General features: G+C 68.3%; 11 protein-coding genes. 6 read left to right on the top strand and 5 right to left on the bottom strand.

The annotated features are described in order from the left end of the window. Positions 1-400: 400 nt before the first annotated feature. Entirely contained in the window at positions 401-1,276 is an 876-nt protein-coding gene (gene ftsY, locus ACIQK7_RS09720) for a signal recognition particle-docking protein FtsY (RefSeq protein WP_403023879.1), read from the bottom strand. 91 nt (positions 1,277-1,367) lie between these two features. Between ftsY and ACIQK7_RS09715 the strand changes: the two genes are divergently transcribed. Continuing rightward, positions 1,368-2,363 carry a TIGR03885 family FMN-dependent LLM class oxidoreductase gene (locus ACIQK7_RS09715; RefSeq protein WP_403023876.1) on the top strand — a complete coding sequence of 332 codons (996 nt, stop codon included), beginning with the start codon at positions 1,368-1,370 and terminating at the stop codon, positions 2,361-2,363. Next, positions 2,360-4,036: an alpha-amylase family protein gene (locus ACIQK7_RS09710; RefSeq protein WP_403023873.1), complete on the top strand. Its 1,677-nt coding sequence runs from the start codon at positions 2,360-2,362 to the stop codon at positions 4,034-4,036. Before ACIQK7_RS09715 ends, ACIQK7_RS09710 begins: the two co-directional genes overlap by 4 nt. 1 nt (position 4,037) lies before the next feature. Here the strand turns inward: ACIQK7_RS09710 and ACIQK7_RS09705 are convergent, their stop codons facing one another. Continuing rightward, positions 4,038-5,273 (bottom strand): MFS transporter, encoded by a 1,236-nt coding sequence (locus ACIQK7_RS09705; RefSeq protein ID WP_403023870.1) that lies wholly within the window; start codon positions 5,271-5,273, stop codon positions 4,038-4,040. Between the two features lie 32 nt (positions 5,274-5,305). Beyond that, positions 5,306-8,926 carry a chromosome segregation protein SMC gene (gene smc / locus ACIQK7_RS09700; RefSeq protein ID WP_403023868.1) on the bottom strand — a complete coding sequence of 1,207 codons (3,621 nt, stop codon included), beginning with the start codon at positions 8,924-8,926 and terminating at the stop codon, positions 5,306-5,308. A 161-nt stretch (positions 8,927-9,087) separates the two neighbouring features. Between smc and ACIQK7_RS09695 the strand changes: the two genes are divergently transcribed. Continuing rightward, on the top strand, positions 9,088-10,143 hold the full coding sequence (locus ACIQK7_RS09695) for a GNAT family N-acetyltransferase (RefSeq protein ID WP_403023865.1): 1,056 nt from the start codon (positions 9,088-9,090) through the stop codon (positions 10,141-10,143). A gap of 71 nt (positions 10,144-10,214) precedes the next feature. Here ACIQK7_RS09695 and ACIQK7_RS09690 read toward each other — a convergent pair whose 3' ends face one another. Next, positions 10,215-11,201 (bottom strand): ABC transporter substrate-binding protein, encoded by a 987-nt coding sequence (locus ACIQK7_RS09690; protein ID WP_403023862.1) that lies wholly within the window; start codon positions 11,199-11,201, stop codon positions 10,215-10,217. A 62-nt stretch (positions 11,202-11,263) separates the two neighbouring features. Beyond that, positions 11,264-11,731 (bottom strand): MarR family winged helix-turn-helix transcriptional regulator, encoded by a 468-nt coding sequence (locus tag ACIQK7_RS09685; RefSeq protein ID WP_403023859.1) that lies wholly within the window; start codon positions 11,729-11,731, stop codon positions 11,264-11,266. A 103-nt stretch (positions 11,732-11,834) separates the two neighbouring features. On the opposite strand from ACIQK7_RS09685, the gene ACIQK7_RS09680 reads away from it, so the two are divergent. The 3 genes from ACIQK7_RS09680 to ACIQK7_RS09670 are packed head-to-tail and all read left to right on the top strand — an operon-like array spanning position 11,835 to position 14,106. Continuing rightward, entirely contained in the window at positions 11,835-12,743 is a 909-nt protein-coding gene (locus tag ACIQK7_RS09680; RefSeq protein WP_403023856.1) for an SDR family oxidoreductase, read from the top strand. 8 nt (positions 12,744-12,751) lie between these two features. Continuing rightward, on the top strand, positions 12,752-13,630 hold the full coding sequence (locus ACIQK7_RS09675) for an amidohydrolase family protein (RefSeq protein ID WP_403023853.1): 879 nt from the start codon (positions 12,752-12,754) through the stop codon (positions 13,628-13,630). 23 nt (positions 13,631-13,653) lie between these two features. Next, positions 13,654-14,106 (top strand): MaoC family dehydratase, encoded by a 453-nt coding sequence (locus ACIQK7_RS09670; RefSeq protein ID WP_403023850.1) that lies wholly within the window; start codon positions 13,654-13,656, stop codon positions 14,104-14,106. Positions 14,107-14,128 lie beyond the last annotated feature (22 nt).

The raw sequence follows: 14,128 nt of genomic DNA, 5'->3' as shown, positions 1-14,128 counted from the left end.
CGAGGTTTTTGGCATTTGACATTGTGCACGCTGTTGAGTTCTCAAGGAACGGACGCTCCCGGTGCCCCACCTTCCGGTGGCAGCTGCCGAGGCAACTTCCCAAAGTTACCACATCCTGCAGCCGGTGTTTACCCGGCCAGTCTGACTGAGTCAGGGTTTGCTGGAGTGATAACCATCCTGCTTGGGAGCATCGGCCTCAACGCGATGCGTTGCGGTCGGCTCTCGCCTGGAGGATGTTGGTCCCACGTGAGGCCGGGAAGCTCTGCGGCTTTCCGCACCTTTGGGGTGACAAGTGAATACTTTACGTGGCGCCGGGGGCGGCGGCAAATCATGATTGCATCCCGGGCGTGTCGTGCGCATGCGGACGATAACTCGCCCGCTGAGCAGCCCGCGCTGGGACTCAGCCCACGAGGTTCTGCACGAAGACGTGCGGCGTGAATCCGGTCAGGTCGCCGATGCCCTCGCCCTGCCCGACAAGCTTGATCGGGATGCCCGTGCGCTCTTGCACCGCGAGTACGAAGCCGCCCTTCGCTGAGCCGTCGAGCTTCGTGAGCACAAGGCCCGTCACCCCCGCGTGCTCAATGAATGCCTCGGCCTGCGCCAGACCGTTCTGGCCCGTCGTCGCATCGAGCACAAGGAGCACCTCGGCGATCTCGGTCTGCTTCTCGATCACACGGCGGATCTTGGCGAGCTCGTCCATGAGCCCGCTCTTGGTCTGCAGGCGGCCGGCGGTGTCGATGATCGCGATCTCGATGCCCTCACGCACGGCCTTCTCGACCGTCTGGAAGGCGACGGAAGCCGGGTCCTGCCCCGGCTGCTGCGGGCGCACGATCTGCGCTCCCCCTCGTTCGGCCCAGGTTGCCAACTGTTCGACGGCCGCCGCGCGGAAGGTGTCGGCAGCACCGACCACCACACTCCGGCCGTAGTTGCCGAGGAACTTGGCGAACTTGCCGATCGTCGTGGTCTTGCCGACACCGTTCACGCCCACCACGAGCACGACCGCCGGTCGTGCCGTGAGCCGCAGCGTCGGGTCGAGGCGCGCGAGACGTTCCTCGAGGTTCTCGCGCAGCATCCGTTTGAGGTCCGTCGGGTCGGTCGTGTTGTAGCGCCGCACCTGTTCCCGGAGCTCGTCGATCACGGCATCCGTGATGTCGGGGCCGAAGTCGGCCGTGATGAGGGCCGTCTCGAGGTCGTCCCACGTGTCGTCGTCGATCGCGGGCTTCGCGAACATCCCGCGAAGGGTGCCGGAGAGAGACCAGGGGGTGCGTTGAGCCATGGCTCCAAGGGTATTGCAGGACCTGTCTGCGCACAGGGACCGCGCAGGCTCGCGTGCTTACGTCACAGCTACTCCGACGGAAGGGACAACCGTGACCGTGATCGGCTGGCACGCCTCGCACGAACAGATCCACCCCAAGGACCTCCTCGCCTCGCTGCAGCACGCCGAGCGCGCCGGCTTCACGGCGGCCATGTGCAGCGACCATTTCGCCCCGTGGAGCGAACGGCAGGGCCACTCTGGCTTCGCCTGGGCGTGGCTCGGTGCGGCGCTGCAGGTGACCGAGCTGCCCATCGGGGTCGTGACAGCCCCCGGCCAGCGCTACCACCCGGCGATCATCGCGCAGGCGGTGGGAACGCTCGAGGCGATGTACCCGGGCCGGTTCTGGGCCGCCCTCGGCAGCGGCGAGAACATGAACGAGCACATCACGGGTGATGCGTGGCCCCGCAAGGAGCATCGCAACGAACGGCTGCTCGAGAGCGCGCAGGTCATGCGCGCTCTGCTCGCGGGTGAGACCATCAGCCACGATGGGCACGTGCGAGTCGACCAGGCGAAGCTCTGGACGAGGCCGGATGCCCCGCCTCCCCTTCTCGCCGCCGCGGTCACACCCAGGACGGCCGAGTGGGCGGCCGGGTGGGCGGATGGGCTCGCTACCGTGAACCAGTCGCCCGAGGCACTGCGTCGGGTCGTGGACGCCTACCGCGGGGCGGGCGGCACGGGACCGCTCGTGCTGCAGGTGCACGTCAGCTACGCGGCATCCGCTGACCAAGCCCTCGCGATCGCCCACGACCAGTGGCGCAGCAACGTCTTCTCGCCACCGCTGTGCTGGGACCTCGACACGGTGGAGGCCTTCGACGTGGCATCCGCTCATGTGCGTCCCGAGGACGTGCACGGCTCGGTTGTCATCTCGGCCGACCTGGAGGAGCACGTCGAGCGGCTGCGGGAGTTGATCGAGATCGGGTTCGACGAGGTGTATCTGCACCACGTCGGCCAGCAGCAGCGCGACTTCATCGAGGCCTTCGGCGAGCGCGTGCTGCCGAGGCTCGGCGTGACGAGCAAGACGGATGCCGCGAGCGAGGTCGTGGCATGAGGATCACCGACACGAGCGACCTCTGGTGGAAGAACGCGGTCGTCTACTGCCTCGACGTCGAGACCTTCATGGACTGGAACGGGGACGGCACGGGCGACTTCGACGGGCTCGCGCATCGCCTCGACTATCTGGCGGAGCTCGGTGTGACCTGCATCTGGCTCATGCCCTTCTACCCGACCCCGGACAAAGACGATGGCTACGATGTCGCCGACTTCTACGGTGTCGACAAGCGCTTCGGCACGCACGGCGACCTCGTCGAGGTGATCCGCTCGGCGAGGGACCGCGGCATGCGCGTCATCGCGGACCTCGTCGTCAACCACACCTCGGAGAAGCATCCGTGGTTCGTGGCGGCGCGGTCGAGCCGCCGCTCGCCCTACCGCGACTACTACGTGTGGCGCGACGAGCCGCCCAAGGATGCGCCCGAACCGATCTTCCCCGACAAGGAGGACGGCGTATGGACGCTCGATGAGCGCACGGGCCAGTACTACCTCCACCGCTTCTACCGTCACCAGCCGGACCTCAACGTCACCAACCCGCGCGTGCGCGAGGAGATCGGCAAGGTCATCGGCTTCTGGCTGGAGCTCGGCCTCTCCGGGTTCCGCGTCGACGCCGTGCCGTTCTTCATCGACGGCGACGACGGCGGGGTCAACAGCGATTACGGCGACGGGGACGGGCACGAATACCTCCGCCAGCTCTCCGAGATGGTCAAGCGACGCAAAGGTGACGCCGTGCTCCTCGGCGAGGTCAACCTCCCCTACCGCGAACAGGTGCGATTCTTCGGCGGCGACAAGGGTGACGAGCTCGCGATGCAGTTCGACTTCGAGGCGATGCAGCGCACCTACCTGTCATTCGCCCGGCGCGACGCCCGGCCCCTCGCCAAGATGCTCGCGAAGCGACCGGCGCTCGCGCAGCGCTCGCAGTGGGCGAACTTCCTGCGCAACCACGACGAGCTGACCCTCGACAAGCTGAGCGACAAGGAACGCGAGGAGGTCTTCGCGGCATTCGGCCCCGAGGAACGGATGCGCGCCTTCGGCCGGGGCATCACGCGCCGTCTGCCTCCCATGCTCGACGGGGATCCCCGTCGCATCCGCATGGCCTACAGCCTGCTCTTCTCCCTGCCGGGCACGCCCGTGCTGTTCTACGGCGAGGAGATCGGCATGGGCGAGAACCTGGATGCCGGGGGACGCAACGCCGTGCGCACCCCCATGCAGTGGAACAACAGCAAGAACGGCGGCTTCTCGACCGCGCGTCGGAGTTCCCTCACGGCACCCGTCACCGAGGGCGCCTATGGGCCCGAGTTCGTGAACGCCGACGACCAGGTGCGTAACCCCGATTCGCTCGTGCACTTCATCCGGCTGCTGGTCAGCCGTTACCGCACGTCGCCGGAGATCGGATGGGGCGAGCTCACGATCATCGAACAGCCACACACCAGCCTGCTCGCCCACCGCGTGAGCGGGCCCCTCGGCAGCATGATCGCGCTGCACAACTTCGCGGGTGAGTCCCTCACGATCGAGATCCCGGTCGAGGGTGGGAACGAGGACACGCGCCTCGTCGACCTGCTCGAGAACGGCATCACCGAGGTGTCGGCTCGCGGCACCGCCGAGTTCACGCTCGGGCCCTACGGCTACCGCTGGCTGCGCGTCACGGACCCCGGCACTCGGAGGATCGGCTGAGTTAGCGCGGTCGCCGCGCCATCCGGAGCGCTGCCCAGACGAACACGACGGCGACGAGCGTCGTCGTCGCGAGCCCGAGGCCGGGATACCCGATCGCGGTGAGCACGGGGCCCGCGAGCGCCCCGCCCGCGGCACCCGCGAGGTTCATGAGCAGGTCTGAGACACCCTGCACCCCGGGCCGGTCGCCCGCCGGCACCGCATCGACGACCATTGCAGAGCCGGAGATGGTCGAGGCCGACCAGCCCAGGCCGAGCAGCACGAGGCTCACGGCGACGAGCTCATGGGACTCACTGCCGAACCACGCCGTGACGAGTGCCGCGAGCAGGAGCGTCTGGCCGCCAAGGAGCACGGGAAGACGGCCGAGCCGGTCGGAGAGCCAGCCAAAGACGGGCGAGAGGGCGAACATGCCGGCCACGTGGAGGCTGATCGTGAGCCCGACGATCGCGAGGGATGCCCCGTGCCCGTAGAGGTGCACGGGCGTCATCGCCATGAGCGCGACCATGGTTGCGTGGCTGAGGGCGACGGATGCCACGGCGAAGCGCGCACGCGCATTGACCCGCAGCGTCGCGAAACCGAGCCGCGGCGGCTCACCCGGCGTCACCCCGAGTGCCTCACGCGCTTTCAGGAGCGGATCGGGACGCAGGAAGATCGCGTAGACGAGCACCGTCACGGCCTGGGCCGCGAGCGCGAACAGGAAGGGGCCCGTGAGGCTCGGCAGGCCGAGCATCCGCCCGACCGCCTCGCCCGGTTCGATGAGGTTGGGGCCGAGCACCGAGCCGACCGTCGTCGACCACACGACGAGCGAGAGGTCGCGACCGCGGTGGCGCGGCGAGGCAAGGTCAGTCGCCGCAAACCGAGCCTGGAGGTTGGTGGCGGAACCCGCCCCGGCGAGCGCGAAGGCGAGCAGGAGCAGCGGGAACGAGGAGAGCGCCGCCGCCACGATGAGCAGCACGGCGGACGACGCGGCAAGCGCGGAGCCGGTCGCCAGCGCGACGCGGCGTCCCCTCGCCCGCGCGTACCTGGCCAGCGGGAGTGCGAGCAAGGCAGCGCCCAGGGTCGACATGGTCGACGCCATGCCCGACCACGAGTCGGAGCCGGATACCTCGGCCGCGAGCAGCGCCCCGACCGAGACCGTTGCGCCGATGCCGAGGCCGCCCACCACCTGGGCGGCTACGAGCACCCAGACGATCCGTCGCTGGAGGGCCTGGGCATCCGCTGCGGGTTCGGTCGTGGTCACGCGGCAAGTCTAGGGAGCCGCGGGGCGACAGCTCAGCTGGCGCGCTCCTCCGGGGCAACCACCCGCTGCCCGACTACCGCACTCACGCCGTCCTGCCGCATCGAGACGCCGTAGAGGGCATCCGCGATCTCCATGGTGCGCTTCTGGTGCGTGATGACGATCAGCTGGCTCGTCTCGCGGAGGTCCTCGAAGATCTGGAGCAGCCGGCCGAGGTTCGAATCGTCGAGGGCCGCCTCGACCTCGTCCATGATGTAAAACGGGCTCGGCCGCGCCTTGAAAATCGCGATCAGGAGCGCCACTGCGGCCAGGGAACGCTCACCGCCGCTCAGGAGCGAGAGCCGCTCGATCTTCTTGCCCGCGGGCTTGACCGACACCTCGATGCCAGTCGTGAGCAGGTCATCGGGGTCGGTGAGGCGGATGCTGCCCGCCCCGCCTGGGAAGAGCACGGGGAAGACCTCGTCGAAGGCCGCCCTTGTGTCTTCGAATGCCGCCGAGAAGATGTCGCGCATCTTCTCGTCGAGCTCCTCGATGATCGTGAGGAGGTCCTTGCGGGTGTTCGTGAGGTCTGTCAGCTGCTCCGTGAGGAACTTGTGTCGCTGCTCGAGGGCGGAGAACTCTTCCAACGCGAGGGGGTTGACTCGACCCAACTGGCCGAGCTTGCGCTCGGCACGGGCAAGGCGCGCCTCCTGCTCGGCGCGGACGAAGGGGACGCCCGCCGGGGGTTCAGGAGCCGCGGCATCCGTCGCCTCATAATCAGCGGATTCCGGGTCGACCGCCGCCGCCTCCGGAGTTTCCGAAGCGACGCCCTCGGCCGGGAGGGCGTCTGGCGGCACGGGAACGGCGGGGCCATACTCCGCAATGAGGACATCCTCGACCAGGCCGAGCTCCTCGCCCGCGCGCTCAAGCAGGGTCGACAGGTGCAGCTTCTTTTCGTAGATCTGCATCTCGAGGCCGTGCACCGTCTCGCTCACGGCGTGCAGGCGCTCACGCAGCGACGCCTCCGTGCGCCGCAACTCCGCGAGCTCCTCGTTCTGCTGGGCGCGGTCAGCCTCAGCGGCAGCGAGCTTGACGCGAGCCTCCGAGACGGAACGGTCGACCGAATTAAGCACGGCAGGCAGGGCGTCGAGCACGCGCTGGGCGCTCTCCATCTGGCGACGACGGATGACGGCCCTGCGGGCCGCGAGCTCCGCGGCCGCCCGCTCGGCCTCGAGCTGCTGCTCGAGCTGGCGGGCCCGCTGCTCCTGCGCGCGCACCCGCTCGCGGGCCGTCTCGACCTGGAGCCGTGCCTCCACCTCGCGCTCGCGGCACGCGTCCAATTCGTCGGCGAGCTCATCGCGCGCACTCACGTCGAGGATCGGGCGGGGTCGCGACTTGGCCGCCTCGAGTTCGGACTTCGCGCGCTCTGCCGCCGACTCGGCATCCGCCACCGTCTCCTGCGCGAGCGCGAGGCCCTTCTCGATGCGCTGCGCCTCGGCCTCGGCCGCCTCGGCCTGCACGCGCGCCCGGTTGAGCCGCTCGGACTGCGCCGCGAGCTGCGAGTCGAACTCGCGAAGCGCGGTGAGCGCCCTGGTCGACTGTTCCTTGGCGACCTTCACGACGCCGCGCTGCTCTGCCAACGCGAACTGCGCGCGCTCGATGAGCGACGTGACCTCGCCGAGGCGCTCCGTCGCGGCGTCACGGTCGGCGACCAACTCGAGACGCGAACGTTTCGCACCGGACCCGCCGCGGAGCACGTAGCGGCTGAGGACATCGCCCGCCTTGGTGATGATCGTGGTGTCGCTCGGGCCCGCGGCCTCAGCGCCGAGTGCGTCCCACACCCGGCGAGCAGCCGTCAGGTCGTCGGCGATGATGGTGCGGCCGAGCAGGCCCATGACTCCGGAAGGCGCCGTCACGACACTCTGCGCCAGCACCGCGCCGCCGTCGAAGGAACCGCTGGCGAATGCAGAGACTCCCCCATCGGCAAGCACGAGCTCGACGCGGCCGAGCTGCTCAGCGTGGGCGTGCCCGAGAGCATCGACGGCCGCCTCTCGATCGTCGGCCAGCACCGCATCAGCGAGGGAGCCGAGGGCCGCCGCAATGGCCGCCTCGTATCCCGGCTGCACCTGCACATGCTCGGCGACGAGACCGCGGATGCCGCGGCGCTGGGCCGCGACGAGGGCACTCGAGCCGTCCTTCTGGTCGAGCGCACTCGACAGCGCACTCTGCCTCGCGGCGAGGGCATCCCGCTCGCGCTCCAGGTCGTGGAGTTGTTCGCGGAGTGTGTCGATCTCCGCCTCGGCGGAGACAACCTCGGCCTGCGCGGCCTGGTACGCGAGGTCGAGGTCCGTCTCGCTCGTGTCGTCGAGGGTCGACTCCCCCTCGACCTGCTCCAGTGTTGCGCGGGCCTGGTCGCGCCGAGCCCTGGCGGAATCAAGCGCGTTCTGCTGCCGGAGCACCTCGCCGCGCACGGCGGCCAGGCGGGACGCCGCAGTGTCTGCCTGGCCGGTGAGCTTGGAGATCTCGAGGTCGTGCTTGGAGACGAGCGAACTCTGGAGGGCGATCTCCTCGTCGAGGGCGTCGAGCGCGGCACGGGCCTCCGCCGTGCGCGACTGCGCCTCACGCCACGCCTCCTCGGCCTCGGCGATCGTGTCGGCGATGCGTGCGGCCTCATCGTGGGCGTCCGCGACCATCTGCGGGGTGACGCCGGGCGTGACATCCGTCGCCTCGTTCTGGCTGCTGAGCAGCGCGAGCTTCTGGTTCGCGAGGCTGTAGAGGCTGCGGAGCCGCTCCTGCACCGACTCGAGCCCGAAGGCCACCTGGCGTGCCTGGTCGACCGCGTCGCCGACCTGCTCCTGCTCGATGCGGGCCTCGCGAAGCTTCGCCTGGTCGAGCTGCTCCTGCAGCACGATGCGTTCCGTCTTGCGCTCCGACTCGCTGCGGCTGTGCAGCGAGAGGGCCTCGCGCAGTTCGACGACCTCATCAGCGAGCAGTCGGGCACGGGCGTCGCGCACGATCGCTGCGATGGACTGTGCCTCACGCGCGATCTCCGCCTGGCGACCGAGCGGCTTGAGCTGGCGGCGGATCTCGCCCGCAAGGTCGCTCAGGCGGGTCAGGTTCGCCTGCATCGCGTCGAGCTTGCGAAGCGTCTTCTCCTTGCGGCGACGGTGCTTCAGGATGCCCGCGGCCTCCTCGATGAAGCCGCGACGGTCCTCGGGACTCGCGTGGAGCACCGCGTCGAGCTGGCCCTGGCCGACGATGACGTGCATCTCGCGGCCGAGCCCCGAGTCGCTCAAGAGTTCCTGCACATCGAGCAACCGGCAGTTCTCGCCGTTGATCGCATACTCGCTGCCGCCGTTGCGGAAAAGGGTGCGGCGGATTGTGACCTCGGAGTACTCGATCGGCAGGGCGCCATCCGAGTTGTCGATCGTGAGCGTCACCTCGGCGCGGCCGAGCGGCCCGCGCGTCGCCGTGCCCGCGAAGATGACGTCTTCCATCTTGCCGCCGCGGAGGGTCTTCGCCCCCTGCTCACCCATGACCCAGGCGAGTGCATCGACGACGTTGGACTTGCCCGAACCATTGGGCCCGACGACGCAGGTCACGCCGGGTTCGAAGGCGAAGGTGGTCGGCTGCGCGAATGATTTGAAGCCCTTGATCGTGAGGCTCTTGAGGTACACGCGCCAGCCCCTCCCTGCTTGCCGGGTGAGTGCACGCGCGCCGGCCGCGCGAGACTCTCGCACAACGGTACCGCTAGAGGTGCCGCCAACTCTGGTGCGACGCGACCGCCGCGCCCTATGCTTTACGCCCCGGAACCGCCGTCTTCTCGAAGGGAACCCCCGTGAGCGCCAAGATCGATATCGAAGAGCTCGTCCTCCCCGAGACCATCGACGGAAGCCCCGAAGCGGATGCCTTCAGCGAGATGGTGAGGGTGCGCAACGATATCGAGCGGGCCGTCATCGGCTCCTTCGACCTGGCCGTCACGCCGGCCGAGTTGCTCGCGATCGCGCGCAACCCCTACGAGACATGGCGCTGCCTCGTCGCGCGGGTCGACGGGCAACTCGTCGCTCGCGGCCTCTACGAGGTGCAGGGGGGCGACGAGTCCGAGTCTGCCTGGCTCACGATCGAGGTGCTTCCGCAGGCCCGCCGTCGCGGCGTGGGCACTGCCCTCTTCGACACCCTCGCCGCGATGGCCGAGGCTGAGGGGCGCACCGTGCTGCAGGCATCCGCGTACCACCTCACCGGGAGCGACGACGGCCCGCAACTGCACTCCCCCACGGGTTTCGGCACGGTTCCGGCGGATGACGCAGCAGCGACATTCCTGAGCAAGCGCGGCTTCCGGCTCGCCCAGGTCGACCGGATGAGCCGACTTGCGCTTCCCTCGGACGCCGAAGAGCCCACGCCCCCGCCCGGCTACGAGCTGCTGCGGTGGGAGGGGCCCACCCCGGAGGATCTGCTCGAGGGGATGGCCACCCTGCATGCCCGCATGAGCACGGACCCCCCACTCGGTGAGGTCGACTGGAACCCGGAGGAGTGGGACGCCGAACGCGTGCGGGAGAACGACACACGCCGCGGCGGGGACGGCAGGCTATGGCTGACGGCCGCCGTGCGCCACGTGGCATCCGGAGCCCTCGCCGGATTCACCGACCTCTCGGTGCCGCCGGAGACAGACCGGCCCGCCATGCAGATGGACACGATCGTCGCCGCTGAGTACCGGGGGCACCGGCTCGGCATGCTGCTCAAGCTCGCCAACCTGCATGCGCTCGACCGACTGGCGCCCGGGCGTCCGGCCATCTACACCTGGAACGCCGAGGAGAACCGGCACATGCTCGACGTCAACGAAGCGGTCGGATTCGTCGCATTCGGCTACGAGAGCTCCTGGCGCCGCGACGGATGATCGCTGCGCCGCAGCGCAAATGACCGACGGCCCCGGCGCTCACGCACCGGGGCCGTCGACTCACTGCCGAACTACTCGACGATCAGGTCGTCGAGGTTGATCTCCTCCTCCATGAACTCGAACTTGACCATGAGCTCCTGGAGCTTCTGGATCGAGTCGACGTTCAGTTCGGGACCGAAGTCCTCCATCAGGAGGTTCGCGGCGGCCTCCTCAGGCATACCGAGGAACTCGGGCAGCACCGAGCGGGCCGCGTCGACGTCGTCATTCGCGAGGGCGCGCGTCTCGGCGAGGGCCTCCTGGAAGGCCTTCACGACCGCGGGGTTCTCATCCATGTAGGCGCCGCTCGTGAAGCCGACGAGAGTCGTGAGGCCGGGGATCGTGTCCTGGTTGTTGTAGGTGACCAGCTGGCCGCCCTCACGGATCGTCTTGCTGAGGAACGGCTCGGGCAGCCATGCCGCGTCGAGCTCGCCGGCGACGAGCTGCGCCTGCATCTCGGGGAACGGCACCTCGACCCACTCAACGTTGCTGGGGTCGCCACCGTCCTGCTCGATGGCCTCCATGATGGTGAGGTCACCGGCAGCCTTGAGCGTGTTGACCGCGACGCGCTTGCCCTCGAGGTCCTTGGGCGAGGCGATCGAGGGGTCAAGGGCTGCGACGCCGTTGATGTCGTCACCCTCGGCGTAGGACGCCGAGTAGTTGCCGATGATCTTTACATCGATGCCCTTGCTTGCCGCGAGGATGATGGGCAGCGGCTGGCCGATCGCGAAGTTGACCTGACCCTGCGCGACGGCCGGGAGGATGGCGGCGCCACCCTGACCGGTCGTGAGGTCGACCTCGAGGTTGTGCTTCTCGAAGATGCCCTCCTCGATTCCGAGGAGGAGTGCCGCGGTAGGCGCAATCGGCAGCGCGGCCACCGAGATCTTGGTCATCTCGGTGAGCTCTTCGGCCGCGCTGGGGTCGGTCGTCGTGTCACCGCCGCCCGCGCAGCCAGTGGCGACGAGAGCGGTGACGGTCGCGAGCGCCGCAATGCTGCCCGCGCGCTTAAGGGAGAACTTCATTGTTTCCTCTTTCTCTTGGTGCTGTTATTTCGGGTGGTGGGATTTCGGGTCTGTGCTGTGGTCTAAAAGGCCACTTTCAAGAGGAGGTTCGTCAGTGTCTCTCGCTCTTCGGACGAGAGGCTCTTGAGCGAGCGTTCGCGGGACTTGCTGACGGCGTCGCGGGCCTTGGCATACGTCGCCAGCCCTTCCTCGGTGGCCTCGACGATGTTGACGCGGCGGTCGCGCGGGTCTTGGGCCCTGCGAACGAACCCGGATGCTTCGAGCGAGTCGATCACGGCGACCACCTGGCTCGGGTCGAGTTGCAGAAAGTCGGCAATGTCGCGCTGGGTGGGGCTGACCGACCCGCACGCGAGTGAAAGGACCGCGTACGCGCGCACCCGGAGCCCAAACGGTGCGAGCGCCTCGCGCGCATTGCCCGAGCCAATCGCGCGCACTCTGGCCACGAGAAACTCAACGTCTCCGAGCAGGTCGGAACCATCTATGCGCTGGTCGCCTGCAATCGAAGGCCGGGTGGCCGTCGCATCCGTCATTGGGTGGACCTTTCTGAAAGGTTGATTGGGATACTAATTGACGTTGTCAACTATTCACAAGATCATTTAGAGTCGGTCGCAGACTCGATGAGGAGAGGGACCGATGGATCTTCAAGGAAATGTTGCAATCGTCACCGGCAGCGGACGGGGCCTTGGGCTTGCCTACGCCCAGGAGCTCGCCCGCCGTGGCGCGAAAGTCGTCGTCAACGATATCGACGCAGACACCGCCCAGGCCGCAGTGGACACGATCACCTCGGCAGGCGGCGAAGCGGTCGCGCTCGTCGGCGCCGTCGGCCCGACCGAGACCGCCGAGGCGCTCGTCGCCAAGGCCGTCGACACGTGGGGTCGCCTCGACATCCTCGTGACCAACGCGGGGGTGCTTCGTGACACCGTGCTGTGGAAGATGAGCGACGAGGACTTCGACCTCGTCATCAACGTGCACCTGCGCGGCACCTTCACCTGCGTGCGCGCCGCCGCGGCAAAGATGCGCGAACAGGGCGAGGGCGGCCGCATCATCACGATCGGCTCCCCCACCGGCCAGGTCGGCAACTTCGGCCAGACCAACTACGCCGCCGCCAAGGCCGGCATCGTCGGCATGACCCGCACGTGGGCACTCGAGCTCGCGCGCGCCGGCATCACCGCCAACACGGTCGTTCCCGTCGCGGCGACCGCCATGACCGAGACGGTTCCCTTCTTCAAGCAGTTCGCCGACGCGATGCACGCGGGCGAAGAGATGCCGCCCTTCGCGCGCCAGGAGCTCGGCTTCGGCACGCCCCAGGACGTCGCGGGCCTCATCGCCTTCCTCGCCTCCAAGGAAGCGGCGGATGTCACGGGCCAGGCCATCAGCGTCGGCGGCGACCGCCTCGCGGTCTACTCACACCCGAGCATGATCGTGAAGGAGGTCAAGGAGGGCGGTTGGAGCGCCGAGGACATCGCCTCAGCGTGGCAGGAGAAGTTCGCACCCTCCCTCCAGCAGGTCGGCGAGAAGCTCCCCGAGCCCCCCGCCAACTGAGGCCCCCGATGAGTCGCTACGAGCCGAAGATCGACGCCGCCTCGCGCGTCGCGATCGACACCCACGTGCACGTCGAGACCCATGGCCACGATCACGCGCTTCCCGACGACCTCTACAACGCCGCCGTCAAGTACTTCGGCAACGACGGTGAGTTCCCGGGTGTCGACGCGATCGCGGAGATGTACCGCGAGCGCAGCATGGCAGCGGTGGTCTTCACGGTCGATGCCGAGGCCAACCTCAAGCACAAGGGCATCAGCAACGATGACGTCATCGACGGCGCCATGCGCCACTCGGATGTGCTCATCCCGTTCGTGAGCGTCGACCCCAACCGCGGCGCGGTCGCGATCGACGAGGCACGCCGTCTCGTGACCGAGCGCGGTGCCCGCGGGTTCAAGTTTCACCCGACCGTGCAGGGCTTCGACCCGAGCGACCGGGCACACTGGGACCTCTTTGCGCTCATCGAGGAGCTCGGCGTGCCCGCGGTGTTCCACACGGGCCAGACCGGGATCGGAGCGGGCACGCCCGGCGGCCGGGGCCTGCGCCTTGGCCTGTCGAACCCAATCCTTCTCGACGACGTCGCCGCGGAGTTTCGCAACCTGCAGATCGTCATGGCGCATCCCTCGGTGCCGTGGCAGGACGAGGCGATCTCGGTCGCGACCCACAAGGCGAACACCTGGATCGACCTCTCGGGCTGGTCACCGAAGTACTTCCCGGCCCAGCTGGTGAAGCAGATGAACTCGCGACTGCAGAACCAGGTGCTCTTCGCATCCGATTTCCCCATGATCCACCCCGACCGGTGGATGTCGGACTTCGAGCAGCTCGAGCTGAAGGACACCGTGCGCCCCAAGATCATGCGCGAGAACGCAATTCGCCTTCTCGGGCTCTAACCCCCACCGTCAGGAGACACACAATGGCCACCACCATCAACATCGCCGACCTGCCCAGCCTCGTCGGCAAGGACCTCGGCACGAGCTCGTGGATCGAGATCACGCAGGAGCGCGTCAACACCTTCGCCGATGCGACCGAGGACCACCAGTGGATCCACGTTGACCCCGAGCGCGCCAAGGACGGCCCGTTCGGTGCGGCGATCGCCCACGGCTTCCTCACGCTCTCGCTCACCATCCCGATGTGGACCGAGCTCCTCGACGTTCCGGATGCCCCCACCAAGGTCAACTACGGCCTCAACAAGGTGCGCTTCCTCTCCCCCGTCAAGGTCGGCTCGCGCATCCGCCTGCAGGCGACCATCGCGTCGGTCGAGGAAGTCAAGGGCGGATACCAGATCACCGTTGACATGACCGTCGAGATCGAGGGCGCCGAGAAGCCCGCCGCTGCGGCGCAGGCCATCCACCGCTTCTACGCGTAGGCGTACGCGACGAAGGGCCGTC

The sequence above is a fragment of the Salinibacterium sp. GXW1014 genome (assembly GCF_044769865.1).
In the GTDB taxonomy this organism is placed as follows: domain Bacteria; phylum Actinomycetota; class Actinomycetes; order Actinomycetales; family Microbacteriaceae; genus Homoserinimonas.
The sequence above is the reverse complement of the archived record's forward strand: the minus strand, read 5'-3'. Positions and strand labels throughout refer to the sequence as shown.

Coding starts and splice junctions, on each gene's coding strand:
- ACIQK7_RS09685 (WP_403023859.1), bottom strand. CDS start 11,731: ATGACGGATGCGACGGCCACCCGGCCTTCGATTGCAGGCGACCAGCGC.
- ACIQK7_RS09675 (WP_403023853.1), top strand. CDS start 12,752: ATGAGTCGCTACGAGCCGAAGATCGACGCCGCCTCGCGCGTCGCGATC.
- ACIQK7_RS09670 (WP_403023850.1), top strand. CDS start 13,654: ATGGCCACCACCATCAACATCGCCGACCTGCCCAGCCTCGTCGGCAAG.
- ACIQK7_RS09680 (WP_403023856.1), top strand. CDS start 11,835: ATGGATCTTCAAGGAAATGTTGCAATCGTCACCGGCAGCGGACGGGGC.
- ACIQK7_RS09690 (WP_403023862.1), bottom strand. CDS start 11,201: ATGAAGTTCTCCCTTAAGCGCGCGGGCAGCATTGCGGCGCTCGCGACC.
- ACIQK7_RS09710 (WP_403023873.1), top strand. CDS start 2,360: ATGAGGATCACCGACACGAGCGACCTCTGGTGGAAGAACGCGGTCGTC.
- ftsY (WP_403023879.1), bottom strand. CDS start 1,276: ATGGCTCAACGCACCCCCTGGTCTCTCTCCGGCACCCTTCGCGGGATG.